The 14,083-nt window shown below is 72.0% G+C and carries 15 protein-coding genes; 8 read left to right on the top strand and 7 right to left on the bottom strand.

Annotated features, from left to right (window positions below):
• Positions 1 to 3: 3 nt before the first annotated feature.
• From HPY23_RS25985 to HPY23_RS25975, 3 genes are read right to left on the bottom strand one after another with little or no spacing between them, the layout of a single operon-like run.
• Positions 4 to 480, bottom strand: coding sequence for a hypothetical protein (locus HPY23_RS25985; protein ID WP_091753125.1), 477 nt, complete (start codon positions 478 to 480; stop codon positions 4 to 6).
• Positions 473 to 814, bottom strand: a complete 342-nt coding sequence (locus tag HPY23_RS25980) for a rod-binding protein (protein WP_048431051.1) — start codon at positions 812 to 814, stop codon at positions 473 to 475. Before HPY23_RS25980 ends, HPY23_RS25985 begins: the two co-directional genes overlap by 8 nt.
• A gap of 53 nt (positions 815 to 867) precedes the next feature.
• Positions 868 to 1,983 (bottom strand): flagellar basal body P-ring protein FlgI, encoded by a 1,116-nt coding sequence (locus HPY23_RS25975; RefSeq protein ID WP_091889777.1) that lies wholly within the window; start codon positions 1,981 to 1,983, stop codon positions 868 to 870.
• A gap of 234 nt (positions 1,984 to 2,217) precedes the next feature.
• On the opposite strand from HPY23_RS25975, the gene HPY23_RS25970 reads away from it, so the two are divergent.
• The 5 genes from HPY23_RS25970 to dksA all read left to right on the top strand — a co-directional run bounded on the left by HPY23_RS25970 (position 2,218) and on the right by dksA (position 7,600).
• Complete coding sequence (locus tag HPY23_RS25970) at positions 2,218 to 2,634, top strand: flagellar assembly protein FliX (RefSeq protein ID WP_060847282.1); 417 nt, start codon at positions 2,218 to 2,220, stop codon at positions 2,632 to 2,634.
• 167 nt (positions 2,635 to 2,801) lie between these two features.
• Positions 2,802 to 4,481 carry a methyl-accepting chemotaxis protein gene (locus HPY23_RS25965; RefSeq protein WP_091889779.1) on the top strand — a complete coding sequence of 560 codons (1,680 nt, stop codon included), beginning with the start codon at positions 2,802 to 2,804 and terminating at the stop codon, positions 4,479 to 4,481.
• A gap of 112 nt (positions 4,482 to 4,593) precedes the next feature.
• Entirely contained in the window at positions 4,594 to 5,970 is a 1,377-nt protein-coding gene (locus tag HPY23_RS25960; protein ID WP_091889781.1) for an MBOAT family O-acyltransferase, read from the top strand.
• Positions 5,971 to 5,982: 12 nt separating this feature from the next.
• Positions 5,983 to 7,020: a hypothetical protein gene (locus HPY23_RS25955; RefSeq protein ID WP_091889783.1), complete on the top strand. Its 1,038-nt coding sequence runs from the start codon at positions 5,983 to 5,985 to the stop codon at positions 7,018 to 7,020.
• 160 nt (positions 7,021 to 7,180) lie between these two features.
• Positions 7,181 to 7,600 carry an RNA polymerase-binding protein DksA gene (dksA, locus tag HPY23_RS25950; protein WP_060847286.1) on the top strand — a complete coding sequence of 140 codons (420 nt, stop codon included), beginning with the start codon at positions 7,181 to 7,183 and terminating at the stop codon, positions 7,598 to 7,600.
• A gap of 500 nt (positions 7,601 to 8,100) precedes the next feature.
• Here the strand turns inward: dksA and flgH are convergent, their stop codons facing one another.
• From flgH to flgF, 4 genes are read right to left on the bottom strand one after another with little or no spacing between them, the layout of a single operon-like run.
• Complete coding sequence (gene flgH / locus HPY23_RS25945) at positions 8,101 to 8,847, bottom strand: flagellar basal body L-ring protein FlgH (protein WP_091754694.1); 747 nt, start codon at positions 8,845 to 8,847, stop codon at positions 8,101 to 8,103.
• 11 nt (positions 8,848 to 8,858) lie between these two features.
• A complete protein-coding gene (gene flgA / locus HPY23_RS25940) occupies positions 8,859 to 9,920 on the bottom strand; it encodes a flagellar basal body P-ring formation chaperone FlgA (RefSeq protein WP_060847288.1) in 1,062 nt (353 codons plus the stop codon).
• Positions 9,921 to 9,928: 8 nt separating this feature from the next.
• Positions 9,929 to 10,720, bottom strand: coding sequence for a flagellar basal-body rod protein FlgG (flgG, locus tag HPY23_RS25935; RefSeq protein WP_048431285.1), 792 nt, complete (start codon positions 10,718 to 10,720; stop codon positions 9,929 to 9,931).
• 15 nt (positions 10,721 to 10,735) lie between these two features.
• On the bottom strand, positions 10,736 to 11,482 hold the full coding sequence (gene flgF / locus HPY23_RS25930; RefSeq protein ID WP_060847289.1) for a flagellar basal-body rod protein FlgF: 747 nt from the start codon (positions 11,480 to 11,482) through the stop codon (positions 10,736 to 10,738).
• 281 nt (positions 11,483 to 11,763) lie between these two features.
• Between flgF and fliL the strand changes: the two genes are divergently transcribed.
• The 3 genes from fliL to HPY23_RS25915 form a co-directional block, all read left to right on the top strand.
• Complete coding sequence (gene fliL, locus HPY23_RS25925) at positions 11,764 to 12,279, top strand: flagellar basal body-associated protein FliL (RefSeq protein ID WP_060847290.1); 516 nt, start codon at positions 11,764 to 11,766, stop codon at positions 12,277 to 12,279.
• A 27-nt stretch (positions 12,280 to 12,306) separates the two neighbouring features.
• Positions 12,307 to 13,521 carry a flagellar motor switch protein FliM gene (gene fliM / locus HPY23_RS25920; RefSeq protein ID WP_091889785.1) on the top strand — a complete coding sequence of 405 codons (1,215 nt, stop codon included), beginning with the start codon at positions 12,307 to 12,309 and terminating at the stop codon, positions 13,519 to 13,521.
• A gap of 62 nt (positions 13,522 to 13,583) precedes the next feature.
• Positions 13,584 to 14,083: DUF6468 domain-containing protein (locus tag HPY23_RS25915; protein WP_200649696.1), on the top strand; the 500-nt coding region annotated here is incomplete at its 3' end.

The following is a 14,083-nucleotide window of genomic DNA, read 5'->3' as shown; positions in this document are numbered from 1 at the left end:
CCCTCACAGGCTGCGCGAGAGCACCAGCGGCGCGCTGCGGCGGTGGCCGTAGGGGGAGGGGGCCGGGCGGCTGCCGTAGCCGCTCGGTTCGGCGTGGCGGTTGAGCTCGGTCGACAGGGTGCGCAGCAGCCCCTCCGAGACCGACCGGGCGGTCGCCAGCACCGCCTGGTTGGCCGCCACCGCGTCCGAGAAGCGGCCATGGGCCTCGCGCAGGGCCGCGATGCCCTCGGGGGCGAAGCGGGCGAGCGCCACGGCGTTGGCCTTCACCGCCTGCAGGCCCTGCAGGTAGGCGCCGGCGAGCGCGGTCTTCTGCGGCGCCTCGGCCAGGCCCTCGGCGAGCCGTCCGACCCGGATGTGGTCGCTCTCGCGGGCGAGCAGGGCTTCCAGCGCCTGCATGGTGGTGAGCGTCTCGGCCACGAGGCGCGCGGCGGCCTCCGGGTCGGCGATGCGCAGCGGGGCGGGGCGGGCGGCCTCAGACATTCGCGCCTCCCTGCATCCGCAGCATCTCGCGCATCACCTGGTCGCCGATGCCGATCCCGCCGCTCTGCACGATCGACTGGGCGTATTCCTTGTTGAGCATCGAGCGGTAGACCCCGCCGCCGGTGCCGTTCTCGCCGAGCGGGCCGTCGGTGCCCTGCGAGCGGTTGAGCACGTCGAGGCTCTGCTCCAGGAACATCGATTCGAAGTCCTTGGCGGTCTTCTGGATCTTCGCCTTGTCGGCGTTGGCCCCCTGCAGGGCGGAGCCGGCGGCCCCGGCGAGGGCCTGGCCGACCGCGAGGCCCGCGGAGGCGGCGAGGGAAGCGAGGGGAAGCATCGGGGGTCAGACCTCGTGTCGGGAGAGAAGGGCAGGGGAGGGCGGGCGCGGGCTCACATCACCTCGATGTCGGCCTGGAGCGCGCCGGAGGCCTTGATCGCCTGGAGAATCGAGATCAGGTCGCGCGGGCCGATGCCGAGGGCGTTGAGCCCGTCGACCAATTCGCGCAGGGTCACGCCCTCCTTGACCAGGGCGAGCTTGTTCTTCTCGCCGGCATCGACCTTGAGCGCGGTGCGCGGCACCACCACGGTCTCGCCGTTGGAGAACGGGGCCGGCTGGCTCACCTGGGGCTGCTCGGTGATGGTGACGGTGAGGTTGCCCTGCGCCACCGCCACGGTGGAGACCCGCACGTCGCGGCCCATCACGATGATGCCGGAACGCTCGTCGATCACCACCCGGGCGGTCTGGTCGGGCTCGACCTTCAGCTGCTCGACCTCGGTGAGCAGCCGGATCATGTTGCCCTGGTAGCGCGGCGGGACCTGCAGGGTGACGGTGGAGGGGTCGGTCGGCTCGGCGGTGTCGGCGCCCATGAAGTCGTTGATCGCCGCGGCGATCCGCTTCGAGGTCGTGAAGTCGGGGTTGCGCAGGGACAGGCGCAGGCACTTCTGCTCGTTGAGCTTGAAGGCGATCTCGCGCTCGATCACGGCGCCGTTGGCGATGCGGCCGTTGGTCGGCACGCCGCGGGTGATCTTGGCCGCGTCGCCCTCGGCCTGGAAGCCCGCGATGGCGAGAGACCCTTGCGCCACCGCGTAGGCCTCGCCGTCGGCGGCGAGCAGCGGCGTGACCAGCAGCGTGCCGCCCTGGAGCGACTTGGCGTCGCCGAGCGACGACACCGTGACGTCGATCCGCGTGCCCTGCGCGGCGAAGGGCGGCAGGTTCGCCGTCACCATCACGGCGGCGAGGTTGGCGGTGCGCATCACGGCGCCGCGGGTGTTGACCCCGAGCCGCTCCAGCATCGCCTGTACCGACTGCTTGGTGAAGGGCGCGTTGTTCAGCGTGTCGCCGGTGCCGTTGAGGCCGACGACGATGCCGTAGCCGATGAGCTGGTTGGTCCGCATCCCCTCGACGCTGGCGAGGTCCTTCACCCGCGACAGGGCGAGGGCGGGGCCGGCCGCGAGGAGCAGGACGGGCAGCAGGCAGGAGAGGCAGGCGAGGGCGAGGAGGCGCATGACGGGGTCCCGAAACTCGGAACGTGCCGTTGCCAGGACCGTGCCAGCGCCGATCCCAGGCGTAAGTCTTTGGTAAGGTTACCGATCCGTTGCCAGGCCGGGCGCCGGGGGGTCGATCCGGGCCCGGTCGTTTTCGCCCGGCGGCAAGATCTGCCGCCTCGTTTACGGGGCGTTCACCATACCCGGGCGAGGTTCATGCCGCACACCGAAGACCCGTGACCCGGACCCCATCGCATGCGTGTCGACACCCGCCTCGCGGCCGCTCCCCTGTCGGGAGCCGGGCCGCGCTCCCTGCCGGCAGGCGGCGTGTTCTCCCTCGGGATGGAGGGCGCGCGCGGGCCGACCAGCGCCGGCGGCGCGGTGCCGCTCGCGGGCCTGAGCGCGATCCTGACCCTCCAGTGCCAGGACGAGATCTCCGCCGACCGCCGCCGCCGGGCGACCAAGCGCGGCCACGACCTCCTCGACGGGCTCGACCGCCTCAAGGCGGCGCTGCTCGGCGGGCGGGTCGCGGCGAGCGAGCTGAAAGCCATCGCGGGCCGCCTCGCCGAGCGCAGCGGCAATACCGGCGATCCACGCCTCGATGACCTGATCGGCCATATCGAGCTGCGGGCGCAGGTCGAGCTCGCCAAGCTCGAGGCCGCGGCCGGCTGAGCGGCGGGGCCGGTGCCAGCGCAAGGCGCGCCGGCGACGTACGGTTGCGGGAGACGCCACTTTTCCGCCAGCCTGTCCGTGTCGAAATGTTTCTCGGATTGACTTAGGGTTTCCTTCAAAATTCACGGCGATACAGGGCTCCTGCACAGTACTGGAGTCCCGACCCGATGCGCGCCCTCACCACGATCCGCGGACGACTGATCGCGCTTCTCGTCGTCCTCGCCGGGCTGATCGCGGGTTCGCTCGGGGGCGGCTGGTGGGGCGTCGCCGGCATGCGCGAGGCCGTCGACCACATCTACGGCGGCCGCGTCGTTCCGCTGCGCGACCTGAAGTCGGTCGCCGACCTCTACGCGGTCAACATCGTCGACACCTCGCACAAGCGCCGCGGCGAGAGCCTGTCCTGGGCCGACGCGCGGCGCAACGTCGAGCAGGCGATGGCGCGGGTCGACACCCACTGGTCGGCCTACCGCAACAAGGCGATGAGCCCGCGCGAGGATGGGATCGCCCGCGAGGTCGAGGGCGCGATGGCGGCGGCGAAACCGGCGGTGACGCGGCTCGTCGGCCTCCTGCGGGCCGAGGACGCCGCCGGGCTCGCTGCCTTCGTGACGCGCGACCTCTACCCGGCGATCGACCCGATCTCGGACGCGGTCGGCAAGCTCGTCGACCTGCAGCTCGACGAGGCCCGCGAGGGCAAGCTCGCCGCCGACCGCCTCTACGACCTCCTGGCGGCGACCTTCCTCGGGGTGATGCTGGTGGCCGCCGCCGCGATCGCCGGCGCGGCCTGGATCGTGCTCGCCGGCGTCTCGACGCCGCTCACCCGCATCACCGGCCAGATGCGCGCCCTCTCGGACGGCGACCTCGCGGTGGCGGTGACCGACGGGGGCAAGCGCGACGAGATCGGCACCCTCGCCCGCGCCCTGCAGGTGTTCAAGGACGCCCTGATCGCCAAGCGCGAGGCCGACCGGGCCGCCGCCGGGGAGGCCGACGCCAAGCTGCGCCGTGCCGCCCATCTCGACGGCCTGATGCGGGCCTTCGAGACCCGGGTGACGGCCCTGAGCCGCGGCGTCGCGACGGCGGCGGCCGGCATGGAATCGGCGGCCGGCAGCATGGCGGCCACCGCCGAGGCGACGACCGGGCAGTCCGTGACCGTCGCGGCGGTCGCCGAGCAGACCTCGGCCAACGTCCAGACCGTGGCGAGCGCCACCGAGGAACTCGCCGCCTCGATCCAGGAGATCACCGGCCAGGTCGGCCTGTCCGCCCGCATGGCGGTCGCCGCCCGCGAGGAGACGCAGCGCACCGACGCGGTGGTCCAGTCCCTGGCGACCGGCGTTCGCGCGATCGGCGACGTGATCGGGTTGATCTCCGGCATCGCGGCCCAGACCAACCTGCTCGCGCTCAACGCCACCATCGAGGCGGCACGGGCGGGCCCGGCCGGCCGCGGCTTCGCGGTGGTGGCCGCCGAGGTCAAGGCGCTGGCCGAGCAGACCGCCAAGGCGACCGAGGAGATCGCCGCCCAGATCGGCGTGATCCAGGCCGGCACCGGCGGCGCGGTCGAGGCCATCGCGGCGATCGGCCGGCGGATCGGCGAGATGGATTCCATCGCCGCCGGCGTCGCGGCGGCGATGGAGGAGCAGGGGGCGGCGACCCAGGAGATCGCCCGCAACGTGCAGGAGGCCTCCCGCGGTACGCTCACGGTGACGCAGTCCATCGCCACGGTGCGCGACGGCGCGGGACAGACCGGGGACGCGGCCGCCGGGGTGCTGGGGGCCGCCCAGGCGATGTCGCGTTCCGCCGAGGAGCTGCAGCGCGAGGTGATCGGCTTCCTCGGCGAGGTGCGGGCGGCGTGAGCCGCTCGCCGGCCCTCCGTTGACGCACCTGCCCCGATCTCCCACAACGGCGCCCGCTTGAAGACGGGCGGCCGTGGCGTCGCCGAAGAGGTCTGCGACACCCCCGGCCGCGATGCTGTTCAACTCCTTCCCGTTCCTGTTCGGCTTCCTGCCGGTCGCCCTGGCGCTGCACGCGCTGGTCGCCCTGCACCGCCCGGCCTGGCGCCTGCCGCTCCTCGTGGTGCTCTCGCTGGTCTTCTACGGCTGGTGGGACCCGCGCTTCGTGCCGCTGCTCGCCGCCTCGATCGGGCTGAACTGGCTCGTCGCGCGCCGGTTCGGGCACAGCCGCGCGGTCGTGCTGATCCCGCTCGCCATCGCCGCCAACCTCGCGGTGCTGGCGCTGTTCAAGTATGCCGGGTTCCTCGCCGGTCTCGCCGCGCTCCTGCCGGGGCTGCACGACCTCGCCCGGCCGAGCCTCGCGCTCCCGCTCGGCATCTCGTTCTTCACCTTCCACCACGTGATGTACCTCACCGACCTGCGCGCCGGCCGGGCGCCGCAGATGAGCCTCACGCGCTACGCCCTCTACATCGCGTTCTTCCCCCAGGTGCTCGCCGGGCCGCTGGTGCGCTGGAGCGAGATCCTCCACCAGTTCGACGAGAAGCCCTATGCCCGCCCGGACGCCGCCGAGCGGATCGGGCGCGGGCTGATGCTGCTCTGCCTCGGGCTCGCCAAGAAGGTGTTCCTCGGCGATCCGCTCGCAGCCTACGCCAACCCGGTGTTCCAGGCCGCCGCCGAGGGCAAGGTGGTCAGCGTCGTCGACGCCTGGCAGGGCACGCTCGCCTTCACGTTCCAGATCTACTTCGACTTCTCGGGCTACACCGACATGGCGCTGGGTCTCGCGCTGCTGTTCGGGATCGTGCTGCCGCAGAACTTCGACGTGCCCTACCGCGCGACCTCGCTGCAGGACTTCTGGCGGCGCTGGCACATGACCCTGTCGCGCTTCCTGCGCGACTACCTCTACATCCCCTTCGGCGGCAACCGCCGGGGCCTCGCCGTGCAGCTCGCCGCGCTCTTCGCCACGATGACGCTCGGCGGCCTGTGGCACGGCGCCGGCCTCACCTTCGTCGCCTGGGGGGCGGCGCACGGCGCCGGGCTCGGGATCGGCCTCCTGTGGCGCCGCGCCGGGCTGCCGATGCCGGCGCTGCTGGGCTGGGCCCTGACCTTCCTGTTCGTGGCCCTGACCTGGGTACTGTTTCGCGCCACCAGCTTCGAGGCGGCGATGGCCGTGTTCAAGGGCCTGGCCGGCCACGCGCCGGTCGGCCACGGCTTCAAGTGGCGGGCCTTCGTGCCCGCCGCCCTGGTGGCGCTGATCGGCCCGACCGCCTGGGCGGCGGTCCACCGCCTGCCGCCGCGGCCGGCCCTGGCGGTCGCCTTCGCGGTGCTCCTCGTCGCGGTGCTGCTGCGCATCGGCGACGACGCCAACTACGAGTTCATCTACTTCCAGTTCTGAGGGGCCGATCCGATGCGCGCTGACCCCTCGGTCGCGACCACCGCACCCGCCGCCTGGCGGCGTTTCGCCGTCACCCTCGTGGCCGCCGCCGCCCTCCTGCTCGCCGGCTACCTCGCCCTGGCGCTGGCGGTCGACCCCTACGACACCGGCCGGCCCCGGCTCCTCGCCCGCGACGGCGTGCGCCCGCAGGGGCCGCGCACCGCGACGGCGAGCCGGGGCCGCGACCCGGCCTTCACGGCGGCGATCGTCGGCAACTCGCACATCCAGCTCGTCGCCCCGGCCCGCCTGCGCGAGGCGACCGGGATCCCGTTCGTGCAGCTCTCCGTGCCGGGCACCGGCCCGGGCGAGCAGCTTCTCGTCGCCGGGTACTTCCTGCGCCATCACCCGCACGCGCGTGCCCTGGTGCTCGGGATCGATTCGGCCTGGTGCACCGGCGATCCCGCCCTGCCGCCCTTGAAGCCGTTCCCGTCCTGGCTGCTCGCCGACGACGCCCTCGGCTACCTGCGCGGGCTCCTGCGCATCCGCGTCGCCGCCGAGGTGGTCAACCGCATCGGCTGGGCCTCGCGCAAGGCCCCGCGCCGGGCGGCGCCGGACGGCTACTGGGACTACGAGCCGGACTACCTCGCCCTCGGCGCCCCCGACGGGCCGGGCTGGGAGGGGTTCCGCACCCGGCGCGCGCCGGACGACCCCGATCCGAACTCGGGCGGACCCGCCTTTCCGGCCGCCGAGCGACTGCGTGCCCTGGCGCGGGGCCTCGATCCCGCGACCCGGCTGGTCGTGGTCTTTCCGCCGGTCCACGCCCCGGCGCAGGACCGGGCGGGCACGCCCCGGGCGGCGGCCTCCGCCGCCTGCCGGGCGGCGCTGGCGGCGGCGGTGGCGCCGCGGGGCCGGGTGGTCGACTGGTCCGGCGATCGGCCCGAGACGCACGACCCCGCCCTGTTCTTCGACGCCACCCACTACCGCCAGCCCCTCGCCCGACGCCTCGAGGCCGATATCGCCGCCGCCCTCGCGGTACCGCGAGGCGAGGGCGCAGAAGCGCCTCGACCGTGACACGTTTGCCGCAGGGGGGCGCCGTCCCCTGGTCCGCTCCTTGCGTGCCGAGGTTCAGACATTGTGGTGGCGTGCGGGCTCTATTATAGGGCAGCGCCAAGTGGGCCACGGCCATCACATCGGCCGCGGTCTTGACAACATCGGTTATCCGAGGGGCGCGATGGCGAAGATCGTGATCGAGGAGGGCTATGCCCCCAATGACGCCGAGCCCTTCATGAACGAGCGTCAGCGAGAGTATTTTCGCCGCAAGCTCCAGGGGTGGAAGCAAGACATTCTGCGCGAGGCCCAGGACACCCTGGTAGCGCTGCAGAGCGAGAACGAGAACCATCCCGACCTGACTGACCGCGCCTCGTCGGAGACCGATCGGGCGATCGAGTTGCGCGCCCGCGACCGGCAGCGCAAGCTGATCGCCAAGATCGATGCCGCGCTCTCGCGCATCGAGGACGGGTCCTACGGTTACTGCGAGGAGACCGGCGAGCCGATCTCGCTCAAGCGCCTGGAAGCCCGCCCGATCGCGACGCTGTCGCTCGAGGCCCAGGAGCGCCACGAGCGGCGCGAGCGGGTGTACCGGGACGATTGAGGCTCCGCGCCCCCGAGGCGCGCGTCCCAATGGAGCACGGGCAGGCCCGTTCCATGCCGGTATGCCGGTATGCAAGCCCGATTCGGGACGGAGCAGGCGCAGCGGGATTTCCTCGCGCGCCGCTCGCCCGCAAGAATGCAGGGCTGTCCAGGAACAATTCTCGCTGAGAATTGATCGCCAGGCCCCTCTCTCAAAAGGGAGCGGGCGGACGCGGCATTCGTGTTTCCCCCCGGACAGCCTTGCTGCAGGGGAGAGCTGCAGCGCGGTCTGGTCCATTAGGCATGACGATCCGACGGCCGGGGCCGGGCGCAAGCCGGCATCCCGGCCGTTCGCGTTCAGGCCACGCTGAAGCCGGCCATGGAAACGAGAGCGGCCCCGGCGGGAAGTGCCGGGGCCGCGCCGCGACCGGGGGACTCAAGGGGGGAGCGTGCCCCCCGGTGCGGGATTCTCGGGGACCGTCCGGGTGGGACGGCACCTTTCGCCGGACCGGCAACCGTTCGCTAGAACGGCAGCACGACGTCGAGGAACTGCTGGCCGTAGCGCGGCTGCTGCACGTCGGTGATCTGGCCGCGGCCGCCATAGGCGATGCGGGCCTGGGCGATCTTGCTCGAATCGATCGTGTTGTCGGACTCGATGTCCTCGGGCCGCACCACGCCGCCGACGATCAGTTCGCGTACCTCGAAGTTGATGCGGATCTCCTGGCGGCCTTCCAGCACCAGGTTGCCGTTCGGCAGGACCTGCGTGACGATCGCCGCCACGTTGGTGGTCACGGTCTCGGCCCGCTGGACCGAGCCGGCGCCGTCGTTGGTGGTGGTGGCGTCGGTGGCGAGCATCTTGGCCGGGTCCATGCCGGCGAGGAGCTTGGTCTTGGTCTCGAGGCCGAAGGCGTTGGGCATCCCGAACGATTCGCTGTTCGAGCGCGAGCGCTTGGTCTCGTTGTTGAGGTTGGCCTTGTCGGTGACGTTGATCTTCACCGTCACGAGATCGCCGACCTTGGCGGCGCGCTGGTCCTTGAAGAAGGCGCGCGAGCCGGTGCGCCACAGCGAGTTCGACGCGTACGAGACCGGCTGGACGTCCGGCATCGGCAGCCGCACCGGGCGGTAGCCGGGCTGGGCGGTCGGGTCGTCGATCGCCGAGAGGGTCGGCGTCGCGCCGATGTTCTGGAGGCGGTCGACGGTGTTGCAGCCGGCGAGCAGCGCGCCGGCGAGACCCAGGAGGGCGAGGCGCGAGAGGCGGGAGACGGTCACGGCGTGCCTCCTCACGGCTGGGCCGCGGCGAGGCGGGCGGCCGGGGCCGCCGCCGTCACCGGCACGATCGGCGCCACGGTGACGCGGCCGGGGCCGATCACGGTGGCCTGGATCACCTTCTTGGAGACCGGGTTGACCACCCCGATCACCGCCCCGAGGGGCCCGCCCTCGCGGGCCTGGCCGCGCAGCGCCAGGGCGACGCCCGGGGTCTCGTACACGATGGTCACCGCCTCGCCGCGGGCGACGAGGTCGGGCCGGGTCAGCTCGGCCGCGCGCAACGCCGTGCCGGCGCCGAGGGGCTTCTGCGCCACCTGGCCGAGGAAGGCGGCCGGGTCGGCGGCGATGTCGGCCGGCAGGCCGTCGCGGGGCCGGCGCTCCACCGCCACGTCGGCGGCGTTCAGGGTCTCGCCGCGGGCGATGGCGCGGGTCAGCACCGCGACGTCGGCCATCTCGACCACCTGGCCGGCGACGCGCAGCGAGGACTGGCGCTCGCCCACCACCACCAGCGCGGTGACGCGGCGGCTGCGCGGATCGTAGGTGACCTCCTGGGCGGTCACCGCGCTCACGAGGTCCGGCGGCACGGTCAGGACCGGGGCCTCGCCGTCGAACGCGATGGTGACGAAGCCGACGTCGAAGCCGCGCTGCTTGGCGAGTACCGCCTTCACGGCGCCCTCGATCTCCGGGGCGCCGATGCGGCGGGCCGCGCGCTGGACCGAGATCTGCAGCCGGCCGCCGCTCTCCGGCGCGTCGAGCCCGAGGCCGGCGGTGGCCTCGACGATGCGCCGGACCTGGATGGTGCCGGAGGTGCCGAGCGCCGGGGCCCGGAACAGCGCCTTCTGGGCGAGCGCCGGGGGGGCGCCGGAGACGAGGTCGCCCAGGGTGATCACGTCGCGCTCGGCGGTGATGTCGCCCTTGATCGCGAGGCGCGGGACCTCGACGGCCAGGACCGGCAGGGTGAGGAACCCGAGCGCCACCAGCGTCAGCGCGGTGCGCGACAGGATGCCGGCGCCGAGGAGGGCGCGGCGCGCTGCGGGCGAACGCAGGGTGGGGGCGGGAAGAGCCGTGTGGGTCATCGGGGCGCTCATCCGCGGAACATCTGCGAGGTGGTGGAGAGCATCTGGTCGGCGGCGGTCACGACCTTCGAGTTCATCTCGTAGGCGCGCTGCGCGGCGATCAGCGACGAGATCTCCGAGACCGCGTTGACGTTGGCCTCCTCGAGGTAGCTCTGCTGCAGGTTGCCGAACCCGTCGGTGCCGGGATTGCCGGTGATCGCCGGGCCCGAAGCCAGGGTCTCGACGAACAGGTTGTCGCCGATCGATTCGAGGCCGACCTTGTTGACGAACCGCGCCATCTGGATCTGGCCGAGGTTCTGCGGCGCGGTCTGGCCCGGGATCTGCGCCTGCACGATGCCCGAGGCGCTGATGGTGACCGCGGTGGCGTTGTTCGGCACCGTGATGTTCGGGTTCATCAGGTAGCCCTCGCGGGTCACGATCTGCCCCTGCGCGTCGAGGTCGAACGACCCGTCGCGGGTGTAGGAGGTGCGCCCGTCCGGCATCGTGACCTGGAAGAAGCCCTCGCCGCGCACGGCGATGTCGTAGGTCTTCTCGGTCGAGGTCAGGGTGCCCTGCGACATCACCCGGGCGGTCGAGGTCGTCTTCACGCCCGAGCCGATGGCGAGGCCCGCCGGCAGCTGGTTGTTCTGGTCCGAGGTCGCGGTGCCGGCCCGGCGCAGGTTCTGGTAGAGCAGATCCTGGAAATGCGCCTGCTGGCGCTTGTAGCCGGTGGTGCGCAGGTTCGCGATGTTGTTCGAGATGACCTGGACGTTGAGTTCCTGGGCCGCCATGCCGGTGGCGGCGGCGTAGAGCGCGCGCATCGTTCAGGCTCCCCTTCAAGCGTTGCCGACGTCGGCGAGGCGCTGGATCGCCTGGCCGCGCAGGGAATCGAGCCGCGACACCGTGTCGGAGACGAGCTGGTAGGTGCGGTTCACCTCCAGCATCCGGCTCATCGCCACGACCGGGCGGACGTTCGAGCGCTCGAGCGCGCCGGGCTCGATCCGCCCTTGCGGGCCGGCGGGCTGGGCCGGGGTGTTCGAGGAATAGAGGTTCGACCCGGCATTCGTCAGACCCTGCGGGTTGGCGAAGGTGACGAGGCGCAACTTGCCGCGGGTGCCCTGGTTGGTCGACACGGTGCCGTCGGGCCCGAGGCCGAGGCCGGTCTCCTGCTGGCCGATCTGGATCGGCCCGCCCTCGCCGAGGACGGGGTAGCCGTCGCTCGTCACGATCTGCCCCTGCGCGTTCAGCTCGAAGGCGCCGTTACGGGTGTAGCGCTCGCCCTGCGGCGTCTGCACCGCGAAGAACGCCTCGCCGCGGATCGCCGCGTTGAGCGGGTTGCCGGTCGCCTCGACCGGCCCCTGCGACAGGTCGAGCGGCGTACCCGAATCGATGACGTAGGACAGACGCCGGTCGGGGCGCTGGAAGGTCTCCGCGCTCGCCTTCGGCATCAGGTATTCCTGGAAGCGCGTCGTGCGCGCCTTGAAGCCCGTCGTGGTGACGTTGGCCATGTTGTTGGCGATGACCTCGAGCTCGCGCCCGAGGGCCATCTGGGACGAGAGCCCGATCAACTGAGCATTCTGCACCGGCTACTCCCCGACGATGCGTGGTGGCGGGCCACCCCGCTCCCCAGCGGCGGACCCGGGATGGTGATCGCAGGCACCGTGCCAGGCCGGGGCACCGGGATTTCTTCAGTTAAGGCAAATGCTTGGTTAATCGGAGCGCCGGCCCGGACGGGTCGTTTCGTGCCGACCCGGCAGTTTCGACCAGGCAGAAATTGCCGCCTTAACGGCGCGTTAACCGTCTTCTCGCATTCTGCGGCCCTGTCCCGGCAACGGGTCATTCCGAAGGATTTGGACGGCGGGCGATGGCCAGGAAGCCGAAGAATGCGCCGGCCGGCGACGGCGAGGCGGAGGGCCAGGACGGCGCCGCCCCCGCCGGCGGCTCCAAGAAGAAGCTGATCGTGATCGGCGCGGCGGTGCTGCTGGTCGCGGGCGCCGGCGGCGGCGGCTTCATGGTGATGCGCAGCCGCGCCGCGCATGCCGAGAAGCCGGCCGCCGAGCAGAAGCTGCCGGTCGCCTTCATGGACGTGCGCGAGATGAGCATGAACCTGATGCCCGAGCCCGGGCAGACCCAGCCGCGCTTCGTGCGCCTGAAGGTCGCCCTCGAGGTGCGGGACTCCAAGGTGGCGGCCGAGATCCAGCCGCTGATGCCGCGGGTCGAGGACACGTTCCAGGTCTTCGTGCGCGAGCTGCGCGTCGGCGACTTCGAGGCCGCCGGCGGCACCTATCGCCTGCGCGAGGAGCTGCTGCGGCGGGTCAACGTGGCGGTCTACCCCGCCAAGGTCGACGCCGTGCTCTTCAAGGACTTCATCATCCAATAGGCCTCTCTCGCAGGATTTGGTGCTTCCGTGGCCGGACCCGACGACACCATCGACGAAGACGACTGGGCCTCCGCCCTGATCGAGCAGGGCGGAGGCGGCGACGCCTCGCTCGCCGACGAGTGGGGTGCGGCGCTCGCTGAGCAGGGCACCGCCACCCAGGCGAGCGACATGGCGGCCGAATGGGCCAACATGATCGACGAGGGGGAGACCGAGAACCTCCCCGAGCTCGCCGGCAACGACCGCATCCTGAACCAGGAGGAGATCGACCAGGTCCTCGGGTTCTCGCTGCGCGAGCTCTCGGCCTCGGGCGCGGGCGGCATCCGGGCCATCGTCGATTCGGGCGTCGTCTCGTACGAACGCCTGCCGATGCTCGAGATCGTCTTCGACCGGATGATCCGGTTGCTGTCGACGTCCTTGCGCAACTTCTTCCAGGACAACGTCGAGGTCACCCTCGACAACATCACCTCGGTGCGCTTCGGCGACTACCTGAACGCGATCCCGCTGCCGACCCTGCTCGGCGTGTTCCGGGCCGACGCCTGGGAGAATTCGGGCCTCGTCACGGTCGAGTCGAACCTCGCCTACTCGACCCTCGACCTCCTGCTCGGCGGCAAGCGCGGCGGCACGAGCATCCGCCTCGACGGGCGGCCGTTCACGCCGATCGAGATGCAGCTCGTGCGCCGCATGGTCGAGATCATCCTGGGCGCCCTCGAGGCGTCGTTCCAGCCGCTCTCGCCGGTGCGCTTCCTCATCGACCGGATCGAGACCAACCCGCGCTTCGCCACCATCACCCGGCCGGCCAACGCCGCGATCCTGATCGACCTCAAGCTCGACATGGAAGGCCGCGGCGGCCTCCTGCAGATCCTGTTTCCCTACGCCACGATCGAGCCGATCCGCGACCTGCTGCTGCAGAGCTTCATGGGCGAGAAGCTCGGCCGCGACCACATCTGGGAAGGCCACCTCGCCACCGAGATCTTCCAGGCCGACGTCGCGGTCGAGGCGGTGCTGCACGAGATGTCGCTGCCGCTGCGCCGGGTCCTGTCGCTTGAGGTCGGCGACACCATCATGTTCGATGCCAAGCCCGCCGACCTCATCACCCTGCGCTGCGGCGACTGGGCGACGACGCAAGGGCGGATCGGCCGGCTCGACGATTCGATCGCCGTGCAGGTGACGCGGCCCCTGCGCCGCTCGCGCACCACCTTCGCGGCCTTCGAGGCCTCGATGCAGAACCGCAAGGACGGCTAGCCGATGCCCGTCCCCGCATCCCCGTCCATCCCGTCGCCGACAAACCGGAGCGAGGCCGCGTCGTGAGCCTGATCGTCAGCATCCTGGCCGACCTCCTGGTCGCGGTCCTCCTCGTCGCCTGCATCGCCACGTCGGTCGGTCTCGGCCGCCGCATCACCCGCCTCAAGGGCGACGAGGCGGCGATGCGCCAGACCATCGGCGACCTGATGGTGGCGACCGAATCCGCCGAGCGGGCGATCTCGGGCCTGCGCAGCACCCTCGCCGAGTGCGACCGCACCCTGGCCGAGCGCCTGCGCATCGCCGAGCGCACCAACGCCGACCTCGCCACCCAGCTCCGGGCCGGCGACGAGGTGCTCTCGCGCATCGGCGGCATCCTGGCCCAGGCCCGCGCCTCGGTGCCCGGCGAGGCCGCCGGCATGACCTCCCAGCCCGGGATGAGTCACCCCGGAATGACGCCGGCCGCCCAGGCCGCCATGGTGCAGGCCGCCTTCGCGCCGGTGTCGGCGCCCACCGCGGCGCCCGCCGCCGTCCAGATGCCGCCGCGCGCCGTGCCGCCGCAGGC

Origin of the sequence: Methylobacterium ajmalii (assembly GCF_016613415.1) — a bacterium.
Taxonomy (GTDB): Bacteria; Pseudomonadota; Alphaproteobacteria; order Rhizobiales; family Beijerinckiaceae; genus Methylobacterium; species Methylobacterium ajmalii.
Note: the sequence above shows the minus strand (reverse complement) of the source record. Positions and strands in the feature narration are given on the sequence as shown.